Annotated in this window: 9 protein-coding genes; 8 read left to right on the forward strand and 1 reads right to left on the reverse strand. The window is 43.1% G+C overall.

From position 1 onward, the window contains the following. Positions 1-19 precede the first annotated feature (19 nt). The gene (gene fdnG, locus AC3WVG_RS09800) at positions 20-3,040 is read right to left on the reverse strand and encodes a formate dehydrogenase-N subunit alpha (RefSeq protein WP_488797947.1); all 3,021 of its coding nucleotides are present in this window, start codon (positions 3,038-3,040) and stop codon (positions 20-22) included. A 941-nt stretch (positions 3,041-3,981) separates the two neighbouring features. Here fdnG and AC3WVG_RS09805 point away from each other — a divergent pair. From AC3WVG_RS09805 to recD2, 8 genes are all read left to right on the forward strand, one after another. Beyond that, positions 3,982-4,692: a Crp/Fnr family transcriptional regulator gene (locus AC3WVG_RS09805; protein WP_488797948.1), complete on the forward strand. Its 711-nt coding sequence runs from the start codon at positions 3,982-3,984 to the stop codon at positions 4,690-4,692. A gap of 98 nt (positions 4,693-4,790) precedes the next feature. Beyond that, the gene (locus tag AC3WVG_RS09810; protein ID WP_488797949.1) at positions 4,791-5,717 is read left to right on the forward strand and encodes a metal ABC transporter solute-binding protein, Zn/Mn family; all 927 of its coding nucleotides are present in this window, start codon (positions 4,791-4,793) and stop codon (positions 5,715-5,717) included. 68 nt (positions 5,718-5,785) lie between these two features. Continuing rightward, positions 5,786-6,589, forward strand: coding sequence for a metal ABC transporter ATP-binding protein (locus AC3WVG_RS09815; RefSeq protein ID WP_488797950.1), 804 nt, complete (start codon positions 5,786-5,788; stop codon positions 6,587-6,589). Between the two features lie 385 nt (positions 6,590-6,974). Continuing rightward, entirely contained in the window at positions 6,975-7,796 is an 822-nt protein-coding gene (locus AC3WVG_RS09820) for a metal ABC transporter permease (RefSeq protein WP_488797951.1), read from the forward strand. Positions 7,797-7,812: 16 nt separating this feature from the next. Next, the gene (locus AC3WVG_RS09825; RefSeq protein ID WP_488797952.1) at positions 7,813-8,259 is read left to right on the forward strand and encodes a Fur family transcriptional regulator; all 447 of its coding nucleotides are present in this window, start codon (positions 7,813-7,815) and stop codon (positions 8,257-8,259) included. An 851-nt stretch (positions 8,260-9,110) separates the two neighbouring features. After that, positions 9,111-9,632, forward strand: a complete 522-nt coding sequence (locus tag AC3WVG_RS09830) for a periplasmic heavy metal sensor (protein WP_488797953.1) — start codon at positions 9,111-9,113, stop codon at positions 9,630-9,632. 140 nt (positions 9,633-9,772) lie between these two features. Next, positions 9,773-12,268, forward strand: coding sequence for a heavy metal translocating P-type ATPase (locus AC3WVG_RS09835; RefSeq protein ID WP_488797954.1), 2,496 nt, complete (start codon positions 9,773-9,775; stop codon positions 12,266-12,268). 586 nt (positions 12,269-12,854) lie between these two features. Beyond that, the gene (gene recD2, locus AC3WVG_RS09840) at positions 12,855-15,050 is read left to right on the forward strand and encodes an SF1B family DNA helicase RecD2 (RefSeq protein ID WP_488797955.1); all 2,196 of its coding nucleotides are present in this window, start codon (positions 12,855-12,857) and stop codon (positions 15,048-15,050) included. Positions 15,051-15,078: the final 28 nt, after the last annotated feature.

The raw sequence follows: 15,078 nt of genomic DNA on the forward strand, positions 1-15,078 counted from the left end.
CCGTCCATAAGCTACCTCCTTATTTTTTGCGAACATTAACCATAAAGGCCTTGGTTTCCGGGATGCCAGTGTTTGGATCGCCTACTGACGGAGTGAGGATATTGGCCGCATCACCGCCATCTTTTGGATAGATCCAACCATAGTGCCAGGGCAGTCCAACCTGATGTATTGTTTGTCCCATGATCTTAAACGGTCTCATTCTTGAGGTAACCATGGCTACTGCTTCAACCTGACCTCTTTCATTTTCTACAATGACTTTTTTTCCGTTTTTAATTCCCCGTAGTTTTGCCAATTCAGGACTTATTTCCACAAAGAGTTGTGGTTCCGCCTCCAAAAGCCAGGGCTGCCATCTTGTCATAACGCCAGTTTGCCAGTGTTCGGTGAGCCGATAGGTGGTGCACACAAAGGGGTATCTTGGGTCACAAGATGTCCTTTTCTCCATTTCACCATCAAATTTAAGGGCTGTGGGGTTGTACAGTACCTTGGACAGGGAATGTGACTTAATTGGGCACTCCAGAGGTTCGTAATGTTCCGGGAACGGACCATCTACCCTGCCAGGGCCAAATATCTGTCCGTGGCCATGTTTGCGCATGATAAATGCGTACTTGGCTCCTGGCTTCCATCCTCCATCAGGCACGTCGCCAACCCATTTCTGACCATTCCAGGCAATGACTGGTTTTTGTGGTGCGTAGGGACGTCCTTTAAGATCAACTGATGCTCTATTATACAGGATTCTGCGGTTGACCGGCCAGCACCATGACCAGTTGGGGAAAAGGCCAATCTTAGCCTGTTCAGGTGTTTGGGTTTTATCGCGTCGGGCAGCCATGTTACCTTTTTCTGTGTATGAGCCACAATACAACCAGTTGCCGGAACAGGTAGAACCATCAGCTTGGAGATAAGCAAAACTTGGTACTAGTGTGCCGGCTTTGAAGGTTTTGCCTTTAACTGTCACATCCTTGAGAAAGTAGCCATTGACAATTTTGGCCACTGCATGTGGGTCATATACGTTCTTTTTGTTGCCCCATTTTTCCGAGCTCAAGTTGACGATAGGTTCAGGATAAGCTCCTCCCTCTGTCTGGTACAGGTGTTTTATCCTCTCAAACAGTTCGCAGATGATATCTCCATCGGGCTTGGAATCACCAAGGGGCTTGGCTGCAGCGTAGCGCCATTGCATCCAGCGGCCCGAATTGGTGATAGAACCTTCTTTTTCCACGGAAACAGCACAGGGCAAGAAAAAGACTTCTGTCTTTACCTTTTTGGGATCCATGCCCGGGCCTTTCCAGAAGGACGCGGTCTCGTTGTCAAAGATATTGACCACAACCATCCAGTCCAATTGGCTTAATGCCTTACGTGCTTTATTGGAGTTGGCTAAACCATTGGCTGGATTTTGCCCCCATGCAAAAAAGCCTTTGAATTTGCCTTTTAGCATTTCATCAAAGAGGACCAGGAAGGAAGCGTTTTGCCCATCATCCAATTTGGGCAGCCAGTGATAGGCCTCGTGGATATCTGCATCCATATACATAGCCTTGAGCAGACTGGCCGAGTATTTGGGATAATTTTGCCACCAATTGGCACTCTTTGGATCATTGCTCTTTGGTGTATATTTTTTATTGTACGCATCCAATGTTGGTTGAGACGCTTTGGGCGTTTTCAGATAGCCAGGCAAAATATGATAAAGCAGACAATGATCAGTAGAGCCTTGGACATTGGACTCCCCACGCAGCGCATTAATTCCGCCACCGGCAACACCAATATTGCCCAGGAGGAGCTGTATCATGGCCATGGCACGGATATTTTGCACACCCACTGTATGCTGGGTCCAGCCCATGGCATACATGATGGTTCCGGATTTATCTGGTTTACCTGTAGCTGTATAAGTTTTGTAAACCTCGATAAGCTTTGCTTTGGGCGTTCCTGTAATTTCAGATACGCGATCTAGAGTGTATCGTTTATAGTGCTTCCTTAAGAGTTGAAATACACAGCGGGTATGCCTGAGGTGATGGTCTTTTTTGGGGTTGCCGTTTTTATCCAGTTCAAAAGCCCAGTAGGATTTGTCGTATTTGCCAGTTTTAGGATCAAATCCGGCAAAGAGACCATCTTTAAATTTATATTTTCGGTTTACAATAAAAGAGGCATTGGTATAGTTGACTACATATTCTTTAAAATAAAGGTTATTATCCAAGATATATTTGATCATGCCGCCTAAAAAGGCGATATCTGTCCCTGAACGGAGAGGGGCATAGATATCTACTTTACTGGAAGTCCTGGTGAAGCGGGGGTCAACGTGAATGAGTTTGGCTCCTTTGTCTTTGGCCCTCATGACCCATTTAAAAGAAATAGGATGATTTTCAGCGGCATTACTACCCATAACCAGGATGCAATCACTGTTTTTTATGTCGATCCAGTGATTGGTCATTGCACCGCGTCCAAATGATTCTGCAAGAGCCGCTACTGTAGAACTATGACAGATACGTGCCTGATGTTCTATATAGGTAACACCCAAGGCGCGAATCATGGCCTGGTAGATCCAGCATTCTTCATTGTCTAAGGCTGCTGAACCTACAGAAGCCAGACCCTCGCAGCGGTTTACTTCTTGTCCTTTGGAATTATAGCGAGCAAAGGTTTGATCCCTGGTTTCTTTAACTTTGCGGGCAATGCGATCCAATGCCCAGTCCCAGGATTTTTCTTCCCAGTGGTCACTGCCGGGAGCTCGGTATAAAACCTTGGTTAGTCGGTTATCATTTTCCGCAAGTTGATAGATGGAAGCGCCTTTGGCACAAAGGGCGCCTTCGTTGATGGGATGATCCGGATCGCCTTCAACATTGATAATCCGTCCGGGACCTTCTTTGGCAGAGTGGACAATAAGTCCACAGCCCACGGCGCAGTAACAGCAAATGGAAGTGCTTTCTTTGGCCCATCTAAGCTTTAATAGCTGGGCTCTGGCAGTAGTAGGTTTTAGATTAAAACCTAAACCACCGAATGCGGTTGCCGTAGTGGCCGCTGCTGAAAGTTTTATAAACTCTCTACGACCTAGTTTCATAATCCCTCCTCATGGTTTAAGGTTTTTTAACTGCCTCTTGTTTCACGGTTAAGATAAATGAGCAGGTCAATACCTGCGGTTATGGGAATGTTCTGAAACCAAATTGTTTGTCTTTTCCCATGGATAGGGGTTAATTTTAAGGTTTGGCTTCGCTCTAAAAGAGGGTCTAAGTTTAGACCCAGGCCATAAAAAGGCAGATTAAAAAAAGAATTCAATGATACCTCCCCAAGGAAACGATTTTACGATGATACTGACTTTAGATGTTAGAGAGAGAAAGTCAAAAGTAGGTAGACTTTGCAAAGTTTGACACAAACTCCAGTAATAATTTTTTTTGTATTTTTTTAGAGAGAAGGTTATGAGAGACGAAAACTGAAGGGGCTTGCTCTGATATAAAGATTAAGAAAAAGTTTTTTGAGGTGGGTTTTAGAAGGCAAATGATGGAAGAAATCTTTTTAAGGTTTTTGTATAAAAAAACAAAAAATATATATTATAAAATTAATTTTATATATCAAGGTATTATACGTTAAAATTTGAGAAATTGAGTGTAAAAGTTTGAACTATAATTAATACCAATCGAATGCTTATTAATGTAAAAAAAATATAAATCAATAAGTATAGATTGCATTTATGTAAGTATTTAATAGAAGGTTTTTTAATAGATATTTTCTATCTGAATTTAAAATGTTAAGTGTAATCAATGTAATAATAAGTTTAATGTTTTTTAAATTTTACATTGTTGTATTTAATGGTATTTAAAATTTTTTATCCTATCAGGTAACATGGATTTAATGTGTGTATGTGCATAATGGTAAAATGTTGAGATATATATGTTTGCAATGTAAATGTAAAAATATACATATTGATCCAGAACAATATTAACAACAAAATTGTCTCGTGAAAAGGTCATCTTAAACTAGTTAGGAGCAGTTAAAGGAGAAAAGATGTACTCTTTGAACCAATTAACAACATTATTGCGAACAAGTTTTATCTTTGAGGATTTGCCAGAGGAAGATTTAACGATTCTGGCTCGTTCCGGACAGGTTAAATCTTACAAGGCTGGTGAGACTATCATGCGGCAGTCACAGCAGTTCCAGGCATTTTATCTGGTTATTTCCGGAAGGATCAAGCTTTCAAGAATATCCTATGAAGGCAAAGAGCAGATATTGAACCTGTTTCGCCCTGGCGAGACCTTTTGTCTGGTTCATACTTTTTCTGAAGAGGGAGCCCCGGGAAACTTTGTCGCACTTAAAGACAGTACTGTCTTTGTCATATCTGGTAACACTTTTAAAAATTTGGTACAAGAAGAGCCCAATCTTATGTTTAAAATCCTTTCTATCCTGAGTTATAAGCTTAAACAGGCCATGGATACTATTACATCCCTGTCTCTCATGGATGTGCCGCAACGTTTGGCTGCTTTTTTTGTTCAGGGGGCATCTAGAGATAAAAATACAGGTAACACTGTGCTCAGGTTAAACATCTCTCAAAGAGAGTTGGCAAAAATAATTGGCGTAGCTCCTGAAACCATGAGCCGCGTAATTAAGAAAATGGTGGAAAAAGGCTTTATTGCTGTGCGTGGTCGCGAGTTTCATATCCTTGACCAAGAACAGTTGCAAAAGCTGTCTTCAGGAGAGTTGCGCATGGAATGGAAGTGAACTTGGATGCACCATACTGTGAATTGTCTTGACAGGTTGTGCAACTCTGTTGCACAAGCTCAATGCAACATAGTTGCATAGCTCTGGGAGGGAAGCTTATGCGTCAGACCAAGTTGTGGGTTTTGATCCTGCTTATTTTTCTTTTGTTTCCAGAGGGCAAAGCCTGGGCGCAAAAGACACTGGTGTTTGTAAGTATTTTACCTCAGAAATACTTTGTGCACAAAATTGGAGGAGATTTAGTAGATGTCCAGGTTATGGTGATGCCTGGGGCAAGCCCGGCCACCTATGAGCCAAGACCCAGACAAATGGTCATGCTCAGACAGGCAAGGGCTTATTTTGCTATAGGTGTCCCTTTTGAGCGTGTATGGCTAAAAAAGTTTGCCGGGTTAAATCCTAAGCTTCTTATTGTGCATACAGATGCCGGGATCGAGAAAAGGCATATGGAGCAAATTGAAGGAATTTTGAATAGCGTAAGCGACAATCATCAGGAGCATCGAGTAGAACATCACCATGACCGGACAGGAATGAAAGATCCTCATATTTGGCTCTCGCCCAGGCTGGTCAAAATTCAGGCTGAGAATATCTTTAAAGCTCTTGCTGCCGTTGATCCCATCCATTCTGCTGAATATAAAAGAAATTTTAATCGTTTTTGCAAAAGTATAGATGAACTGGAGAAAAAAATTAAAGAAATTTTAGAACCTTCAAGACTTAACTCACGCAAGTTTATGGTTTTTCATCCTTCCTGGGGATATTTTGCCCAAGATTTTGGGCTTAAGCAGGTTCCGATTGAAGTAGAGGGCAGAGAACCAGGTGTCAGGGTTTTACAAAAGCTTGTGCAGCTAGCCAAAAGAGAAGGTATCAAAGTCGTTTTTGTTCAAAAGCAGTTTTCAGCGAAAAGCGCACAGGTCATTGCGAAGGCTATTGGTGGGCAGGTGGTCAGCCTTGACCCTCTGGCCTATGATTGGGAGGACAATCTGCTGCGGATAGCCAAAGTTCTAAGGTGGGGTTTAGGAGCTGGGGATTAGAGTGCAGGATAACTAAACTCCAAAGACTACCTCCTGACATTTAACAAATAAAATTTAAGACAAATCCAATGAATTCGCCAGTAATTGAGCTTAAAAACGTTAGTTTGGCCTATGGAGATCATTTAATTTTGGAAGATGTGGACTTGAGAATAGACCACGGTGAATTCGTGGCTATTTTAGGGCCAAATGGAGGTGGCAAAACCACGTTGCTAAAAATTATTCTGGGCTTATTAAAGCCTGACAAGGGCCAAGTGCTGGTTTTTGGTCAGGAACCTCATAAGAGCTATAAACGTATAGGATATGTTCCTCAACATAGGCCGGATAGAGACCTTTTCCCGATCACTGTTTTAGGGGTTGTTTTAATGGGCCTTGGGAACAGAAGGCTTGGTTTTACCTTTAGTCGGAAGGAAAAAAAGCAAGCTTATCAAGCCCTTGAAAAGGTGGGTATGCACAAATTGGCCCACAGCCGCATTAATGAGCTTTCCGGAGGTCAGAAACAGCGGGTGCTGGTGGCCAGGGCCCTGGTCTCTGAACCAGAGCTTCTAATCTTTGATGAACCAACAGCCAGTATTGATCCACAGGGCAAACAATGTATTTATGAGTTTTTGGCTAAGTTGGGAGAGGAAGTCACTGTGCTTGTGGTCACCCATGATCTGATTGTGGCTTCATCGCAGATTAGCAGGATTGCTGTGGTGAATAAAAGAATCATTATGGGCCAAGACAGGAACTTAACCAGAGAGATGCTCGACCTTCTTTATGGTATCCACGACCACCCTTGTCCTATGGGGCACTTTATAGACGGTGTTTCAACTCTTTTTGAAGAGCCTGAAGCTCGAAAGACAGCGGAGCAAAGCAAGATAGACCTTAATTGAACAGAGTTAAAAGCGTCTTTAAAAGATTTACAAACGCGTAATCCAGGGGAGCTAAGGAGCCTGTAGCCGAATCTTTTTATCAATTAATTTTCATGGTTTATTCTAGTCTTGGTTTCTTTCATGCTGGTACAAAGACTTGGACCCATCTAACACTTGCTTGCGGACAGAGCATAATGGGATGTTTTGGGTAAACGAATATTCTTTTTATTATCGATAGTTATGGTCAACATCGCAAAATGTGTAGCCCATTCATCCCGATGCTCTGTTTTTCCGCAAGCTTCGTCTAGATGGGTTACCCAAGCCGTTTGTAATGCATTTCAGAAACCAAGACTTTCAATCAGCGGTTAAAACAGGGTTTGGCCACAGGTTCTAAGGAGAATTAGAAATGCTTGACCTCCTGAATTTGCCCTTCATGCAAAACGCATTATGGGCTAGTATTTTAACCAGTATTGCCTGTGGGATTATTGGGTCCCTTGTTGTGGTCAATCGTTTGGTATTTTTGGCCGGAGGGGTTGCCCATAGTGCTTATGGAGGAGTGGGCCTGGCCTTTTTTTTGGGACTTCCGGTCCTGCCCTGCACCCTTGGATTTACCCTGTTTACCTCAGGTCTTTTGGGGGCAATTACTCTAAACCGTAATAACCGCACAGATACCGTGGTAGGTCTGATCTGGGCAGCGGGCATGGCCTTTGGTATTATTCTTATTGATTTGACCCCAGGGTACAACGTGGACTTAATGAGTTACCTTTTTGGTAGTATCCTCACCGTCCCTGACTCTGATCTTTGGGTTATGCTGGTCATGGACTTGTTTATTGTTGGCCTGGTTACCATACTTTACAGAGGTTTTCTGGTCATGTCCTTTGACCGAGAATATGCCAAAACACTTGGCCTTTCAGTGACATTTTATTATTTTCTCCTCTTGAGCTTAGTCGCGGTGTCCGTGGTCATGATTGTTCGGGTAGTGGGCCTGATCTTGGTCATTGCCTTGCTAACAATACCGGCCTATCTGGCGGAGAGAAAGTGCTTGTCTCTAGCCCAAATGATGTTTAAATCCATCCTGTGGAGCATTGTTTTTTGTATTTTGGGTCTATGGGTGTCTTTTACCTTTAATATCACTTCGGGAGCGTCTATAATTGCTGTAGCTACCCTTACTTTTTTTATTTTTTTGTGTATTGATTTTTGTCATAAAAGATTTTTCCAGGAATCTTAGTTTATCTTAAAAAGAGATGAATAATAAAATAGAAATGAACTATGAAGTGCGAGGCATTTTACATGGTGCCGGACTTGAGCCAACCCATCATCGTGTTATGGTTTTGTCTTTGATAGTCAATAAAAGACGTCCTGTAACTGCTCAGGAAATCCTTCAAGAACTTATTACTCAGATCTCGATAAACAAGGTAACCTTGTACCGGATTTTAGATCTCTTCGTGGAGAAGAAGATTATTTACAGACATAGTGCAGGAGACAGGTCGTTTAGATATTGTTTTGCATCGGCAGAAAATAATGATGGCCACTGCCATTTTTATTGCAAAGAATGTGGACAGATGCAGTGTATTTCTATGCATAAACTACCAGTAGCTATAAACGATGCGTACAAAGATTTGCCCGTCCGCATAGAAGGTATTGAAATTCGTTTCGACGGCGTGTGTCAGGATTGTTTGCAAGCAAGTTAGGTTATGGAATGTGATCATGGGTGTGGTCTTTCATTTAACTCCTGAGCTTTTAATTCCTTTTTTAAGCTGAATTTGAAAGAGGCTACTTTTCCCTTCCATATCTGTTAAGTTATTTGTTAATAACTGGAGTTTTCACTAGTAACCGCACTATTTCTGCGATTGGAATCATCCATAAGTTAGCTCTGCAAGAAAACTTATCCAAAGGCCTCCAGCCAATTGCCTCAATAAAATTTCCCTCCTTATTCCATGTCCAGAATAAAAGGGTAGGTCCGGAAAATGTAAGATTTTTTCTCCGAACCAGGCTTGATTCCATCATGGAAATTTACCGATCTTTTTTTTCAAAATAATAGTGGAAAAAAAGAAAAAAATGCCTTAACGTCATTAAAGGTGGAAAAGGTAGCTTATGATGTTCTTATCAAATTACATAATTTTATCGCTACGTATTCACTATATAGTCTGTGGCTAAACCTTACTCAGAGGACAATCAGAGGACAATTTTTCATAATTTTTTTCAATCCCGATTTCTTTCAAGCTGGTGCAAATGCACGGACCCATCTATAGCTTGCTTGCGGGCAGAGCATAATGGGGCATTTGGGATTAATGAATATTCTTTTTATTGTTGATAGTTATGGCAAAGAGTCCCAGATATTTAGCTTTGTCCCCCCTATGCTCTGCTTATCCGCAAGCTTCGCCAAGATGGACTACCCAGCCCTTTGCAATGCTTTCAAGAAACCAGGATTTCCAATCCGGTAGTCAAAATGGGGGTTGGCCACAGACTCTATTGAAAATAAATTGATACAAACGTCATTCTGGCAATAATTAATATTAAACCTTTAAACAAAGGAGTTTTTATGAATCTCAAAAACGCAAAAGTTATCTTCTTGGCTATTTTGGCTGTTCTGATGGTGAGTCCTCTAAGCTTTGCGAGCCCAAGTGGTCATGGCCAGAGAGGCGGGATGATGGGAGGGGCTGCTGTCATGCCTGGCTATCAAGGTATGTACGCTCAGATTCCAAGAGAAAAACAGGAAGTTTTGCAAAAGATTTATCAAAAACATTCTGGCGTGATCCAAAACATTTTTCAAAAGTTGTATTCCAAGCAGCTTCGATTAAAGGCTGCCTTGCTTGATGAAAAGATTGACATGAAAAAGGTAAACAGTCTTGTTGATGACATTAGTGAACTTCGAGCTAAGCTTTTAAAAGAGCAGGTATCTATGCAAATTGAACTTAAAAAAGAAGGTTTCATTTTCCCCATGATGGGTAGAGGAATGGGCATGATGGGCGGCATGATGCAGCCTGGAATGATGATGGGTCCAGGCATGATGGGTCCAGGGATGATGCATCCTGGGATGTACTTTCATGAAGAAGATGATTAAGCCCCTTAGCTGACTGAAAATAGAAGGAATTATGGCCGAAGGTAAGAGAATTTGAGGTTACTCATTCTCTGCCTTCGGTTTTTCTAATTTATGTTTTACGCCTCTGCCCGAGAACAATTGTCGGAAAGAGAGGGAGAGCAATGCATAACCATAGTACAAACGGAACTAGAAAAGGACATTCTCAACATGCCCATAGCATTAAGAAGGAATTTGTTGATCCTGTTTGCGGAATGAAGACTGAAAATGAAAACGAATTCCTTCAACATAAACATAATGGACAAACTTATTATTTCTGCAGCAAACACTGCCTGGAAAAATTTCGTCACAATCCCAAAGATTATATCGGTGGAGGGATTCAGGATAATTTCGACAATGTGTCCACTGATACCAGAGAACTTTCTCATAAAAGCCAAATCTATACCTGTCCCATGCATCCTGAAATTAAACAGGATGCTCCGGGATCATGTCCCAAATGCGGAATGGCCTTAGAACCCATTCTCCCGGAGTCTCAAGGTTCCAGCCCAGAATGGGTGTGCCCTATGCACCCGGAAGTGGTCCGTAATGAACCTGGTAGCTGCCCTATCTGCGGAATGGCTTTGGAGCCCCGTGCAGCAACAGCAATGGACGAAAAAAATCCCGAACTGGATTACATGTGGAAACGTTTTTGGGTTGGTACAGTATTCACGATCCCTCTGGTTATCATTGCCATGAGAGATATTATCCCTGGTGGCGGGGTCTTGGATCTTTGGGCCTCTACCAAGTTTTACCACTGGCTTGAACTTATCCTTGCAACTCCTGTAGTTTTGTGGTGTGGCTGGCCGTTTTTTGTTCGGGCCTGGTATTCCGTGGTCAATAAAAGTTTAAACATGTTTACTCTAATCGGCCTTGGTGTGGGAGTCGCCTACATTTATAGCCTGGTGGCCACGCTTTTCCCCGGGATATTTCCCCCTTCGTTGCGGGGGCCAGATGGTATGGTTGGAGTATACTTTGAGGCCTCAGCAGTAATTGTCACCCTGGTACTCCTTGGCCAGGTGCTTGAACTTAAGGCCCGTAGTCAAACAGGTGCGGCAATCAAAGCCCTCCTGGGGTTGGCACCAAAGACTGCAAGACTGATTAGTGATGACGGAGAAAAAGACGTCCCGCTAGAATTGGTCAAACCTGGAGATTTGCTCAGAGTTCGTCCCGGAGAAAAAATTCCCGTTGATGGAGTGGTTATTGAGGGAACAAGTAATGTTGATGAATCAATGATTACTGGTGAGCCTGTTCCGGTAGCAAAAGGACCTAATGATCGAGTAGTGGGGGCCACTGTTAACGGCACAGGCACCCTGATCATAAAGGCGGAAAAAGTCGGGGCAGAAACTTTACTTTCTCAGATAGTGCAGATGGTTGCTGAAGCCCAACGCAGCAGAGCCCCCATTCAGAAGCTTGCGGATATTGTGGCCGCATATTTTGTCCCAACGGTAATCGCATCCTCTATCATTGCCTTTGTCATTTGGGCCTGGGTGGGACCAGAACCTCGAATAGCCCACGCACTCATCGCCGCAGTCTCAGTCCTTATCATTGCCTGTCCTTGTGCTCTAGGTCTTGCGACCCCAATGTCGATCATGGTCGCCACGGGCAAGGGAGCAACCATGGGGATTCTTTTTCGGGATGCCGAGTCTATAGAAATACTTCGCAAGGTGGATACATTGGTAGTGGACAAAACCGGGACTCTTACTGAGGGCAAACCCAGATTGACAAAAGTTGTGCCTGCAGGCTCATTTGATGAAAAAGAGATACTTCAATTGGTTGGAAGCCTAGAAAAAGGGAGTGAACATCCTCTGGCAACAGCGATTGTTGAGGGTGCATTGGACCGAGGCGTAGATTTGGTCGAGCCAAAGGATTTTGAATCGCATACAGGTAAAGGGGTCAGTGGAAATGTTAAAGGACACTCAGTGCTTTTGGGGAACAAGAAGCTACTAAAGGATTTCAGCATTGATTATGGAAAGTTTGCAGATCAAGCCGATCAGATGCGCGCTGAAGGAGATACGGTTATGTTAGTGGGTATTGATGGAGAATTTGCAGGATTATTGAGCGTCTCAGATCCTATCAAAAATACCACTCCACAGGCGATAGAACAACTTCACGCAGAAGGAATCCGTGTAGTGATGGTGACCGGCGACAATAAACAGACCGCCCAGGCCGTAGCCAAAAAACTGGATATTGACGAGGTTATAGCAGAGGTCCTACCGGAAGATAAAGTAGAAGTAGTAAAAAAGTTTCAGAATGAAGGACGAATTGTGGCCATGGCTGGAGATGGCATCAACGATGCCCCGGCTCTAGCCCAGGCCCACGTTGGTATAGCCATGGGAACCGGCACTGATGTGGCCATGGAAAGCGCCGGAGTAACTCTTGTTAAGGGTGATCTTCGAGGGATTGTGCGTGCAAGGCTTCTGAGTAAAGCGACTATCCGCAACATAAAGCAAAATCTGTTTTTCGCCTTTGTCTATAATGCCCTGGGCGTTCCTGTTGCTGCTGGCGTCCTGTATCCGTTTTTTGGCATACTCTTAAGTCCTATTATTGCTGCAGCAGCCATGAGTTTTAGTTCCGTGTCTGTAGTAGGTAACTCTTTGAGGTTAAAGAATGTAAAATTGTAACTCACTTATTTTTTTGTTCATAGTGTTTTTATTATTCTAACTAATTGATATGGTTTGGCCACAGACTCTTATACGTTTCTAATCCCTCCTCGTGTAGGTTAAAAAAACCTGAGAGCGAAAAGCATTTCGTATTTTGGGTCATCAACTTCAAGCTGCCAGCCTTTAAAACGTAAAAATGTTAAGAAAGTAATTAGTTATGCACATGTAATGAAAAAAGGTGCGTGAGGAAAACGCAATCAACCGGATATTGTTAATATGAAGTAGTTTTCAGCTTTTAGCTGAGTTTTTTGCAATTTTATTGTTGAAATTACAGCCTGTTGTCTGTACCGATAACCCTATTCCTTCAGTCTTTCAGACGAGATTTTATTTTCTATACACCCATCAGGGTTCGAGTACCCCAATTATAAGTTTCGAATGTGGTCAATAACCGCTATGATTTTAGGTTGTTAGGAGTTAGTTTGTTCAAGGAGATTTACAGCTGGAAGCTGGAGAAAAAAATACAGGAAGATTTTTATCCAATTACGGTTCACGCACTACGAGGGCAGATTGAGCTATCACAGGACGTTAAAGACACATTTCTAAATAGATGCAGGAATTCAAGGCTGAAGTCATAAATATCGTTTATAATAATCCCGAGAACGGCTACACTATTGCTCGTATAAGGACCAGCCAGTATCCTGGTCTGGTGACCATATGTGGCCACCTGGGAAGTATTGCCCCGGGCGAGATGCTCAAAATTAAAGGCTTCTGGAAGGAGCATCCCAAATATGGTCGTCAGATTTTGGTTCAGGATTTTGAGCAGCTATTTCCAGCCAGCATCAATGGAATCAGACGCTATTTAAGCTCTCATCTGATTAAGGGCATTGGCCCGGTTATGGCTCAAAGACTCATTGACAAGTTTGGGGCCAGGGTTCTGGAGATTATTGATAAAGAACCAGAGCGTCTTCTAGAGGTGGAAGGGATTGGGCCAAAGAAAAAGGAGATGATTGTACGGTCCTGGACCCAGCAGCGTGAGATCAGGGCGTTGATGCTCTTTTTGCAAAGCCATGAGGTGGCTCCTACTTTTGCCACACGTATTTTCAAAAAATATGGCCAGGATTCGGTCAGGAAGCTCAAAGAAAATCCCTATGATCTGGCTTATGATATTCAGGGCATTGGCTTTAAAACAGCCGATAAAATGGCCTTAAAACTTGGTTTTGCTCTTGATAGTGAACAGCGGCTCCAGGCCGCTATTTCCTATACTTTGTTTAAGTTAAGTGAACAAGGTCATCTGTTTTATCCGGAAGAGGAACTGGTCAAAAAAGTGCAGGATATCCTTGGGGATATTGATGGGAATTTGATTCTTAAAGCACTGGATGACCTTCTTGAGCGCAAACGTATTTTTAAAGAAGATCTTCCCCAACAAGGCATAAAACAGGCAGTATATCTGACCTATTTTTATCGTCTGGAAAAGGAGATTTCCTCCAGATTGTATCATCTTTATACCCACCCGGCAGCCATATCCGAAACCAAGATTTCTCAAATATTACCCAAGATAGAGGCCAGAGAGCGACTTACGCTGACTCCTGAACAGAGACAGGCCGTGTTGGGAGCGTGTACAAATAAAGTCTTTGTCATCACCGGTGGGCCAGGGACAGGCAAAACAACTATCACTAGGATGATTGTGCACATTTTTAATCAGTTGGGGCTCAAAGTTAAACTGGCCGCGCCTACTGGTCGGGCAGCAAAACGACTGTCCGAAGCAACAGGGGGAGAGGCCCGCACTATCCATCGGTTGTTAGGCGCTACGCCCCAGGGACAACTGGTGCACAATGAAGAAAACAAGTTGGCTGTTGATGTATTAATAGTAGATGAGGTGTCCATGCTTGACGGTCCACTTTGTTTGAATTTGCTTCGCGCCCTGCCTCTAACCTGTCGGTTGGTTTTAATCGGTGACGTGCATCAGCTTCCTTCGGTCGGGCCGGGGAATATTTTGGCCGATATTCTAAGGAGCGAGGCCATTCCAGTTGTAAAGTTGACTACTATTTTTCGTCAGGCCATGGAAAGCATGATCGTGGTAAATGCTCACCGTATAAATGAGGGTAAGTTTCCGATAAAGTGCTCTAAGCCTGCGCCGGATGCAGATTTTTACTGGGTGGAGCAGGAGGATTTGGTTAGAGTGCAAGAGTTAATCATAAGGATGGTATGTGAACGCATGCCTGAAGTTTATGGTTTAAATCCGTTAAGGGATGTGCAGGTGCTCACTCCTATGCATAAAGGGGACGTGGGTACCAATGAGTTGAATAAGCTATTACAGGCCCGGCTCAACCCCAAGAGTCAAGAGTTGAAGCGGGGACAGAGGATATTCAGAGTCGGAGACCGGGTTATGCAGATTCGCAATAACTATGAAAAAGAAGTGTTCAACGGTGATCTTGGTTGGATAAAAGAGATTGATCCGGAAGAAGGGCAGGTAGTTGTGGATTACGAAGATCACCTTGTGAAATACTATTTTGATGAATTGGATGAACTGACTCTGGCGTATGCAGTCAGCGTCCATAAATCTCAGGGCAGCGAATATCCGGCCATTATTATGCCTGTGGTTACCCAACATTTTATGCTTTTGCAAAGAAATCTTATTTACACGGGCCTGACCAGGGCCAGAAGATTAGCCATTTTAATCGGTACCAAGAAGGCATTGGCTATTGCCCTTCGCAATATCAATGCAGGTAAGAGGTACACTCACCTACAATTCAGACTTCAGCAAGTGTTCAATTCCTTAAGTGTTAGAGAGTTCTTAAATTAAAATATTAGCCAGAGTTCTGAAGAAAGAA

This window comes from Desulfovulcanus sp., assembly GCF_982781345.1.

Excerpts from the sequence above, each read along its gene's own strand:
- AC3WVG_RS09835 (WP_488797954.1), top strand. The coding sequence starts at position 9,773 with ATGCATAACCATAGTACAAACGGAACTAGAAAAGGACATTCTCAACAT.
- AC3WVG_RS09815 (WP_488797950.1), top strand. The coding sequence starts at position 5,786 with ATGAATTCGCCAGTAATTGAGCTTAAAAACGTTAGTTTGGCCTATGGA.
- AC3WVG_RS09830 (WP_488797953.1), top strand. The coding sequence starts at position 9,111 with ATGAATCTCAAAAACGCAAAAGTTATCTTCTTGGCTATTTTGGCTGTT.
- AC3WVG_RS09825 (WP_488797952.1), top strand. The coding sequence starts at position 7,813 with ATGAATAATAAAATAGAAATGAACTATGAAGTGCGAGGCATTTTACAT.
- AC3WVG_RS09805 (WP_488797948.1), top strand. The coding sequence starts at position 3,982 with ATGTACTCTTTGAACCAATTAACAACATTATTGCGAACAAGTTTTATC.
- fdnG (WP_488797947.1), bottom strand. The coding sequence starts at position 3,040 with ATGAAACTAGGTCGTAGAGAGTTTATAAAACTTTCAGCAGCGGCCACT.
- recD2 (WP_488797955.1), top strand. The coding sequence starts at position 12,855 with ATGCAGGAATTCAAGGCTGAAGTCATAAATATCGTTTATAATAATCCC.
- AC3WVG_RS09820 (WP_488797951.1), top strand. The coding sequence starts at position 6,975 with ATGCTTGACCTCCTGAATTTGCCCTTCATGCAAAACGCATTATGGGCT.
- AC3WVG_RS09810 (WP_488797949.1), top strand. The coding sequence starts at position 4,791 with ATGCGTCAGACCAAGTTGTGGGTTTTGATCCTGCTTATTTTTCTTTTG.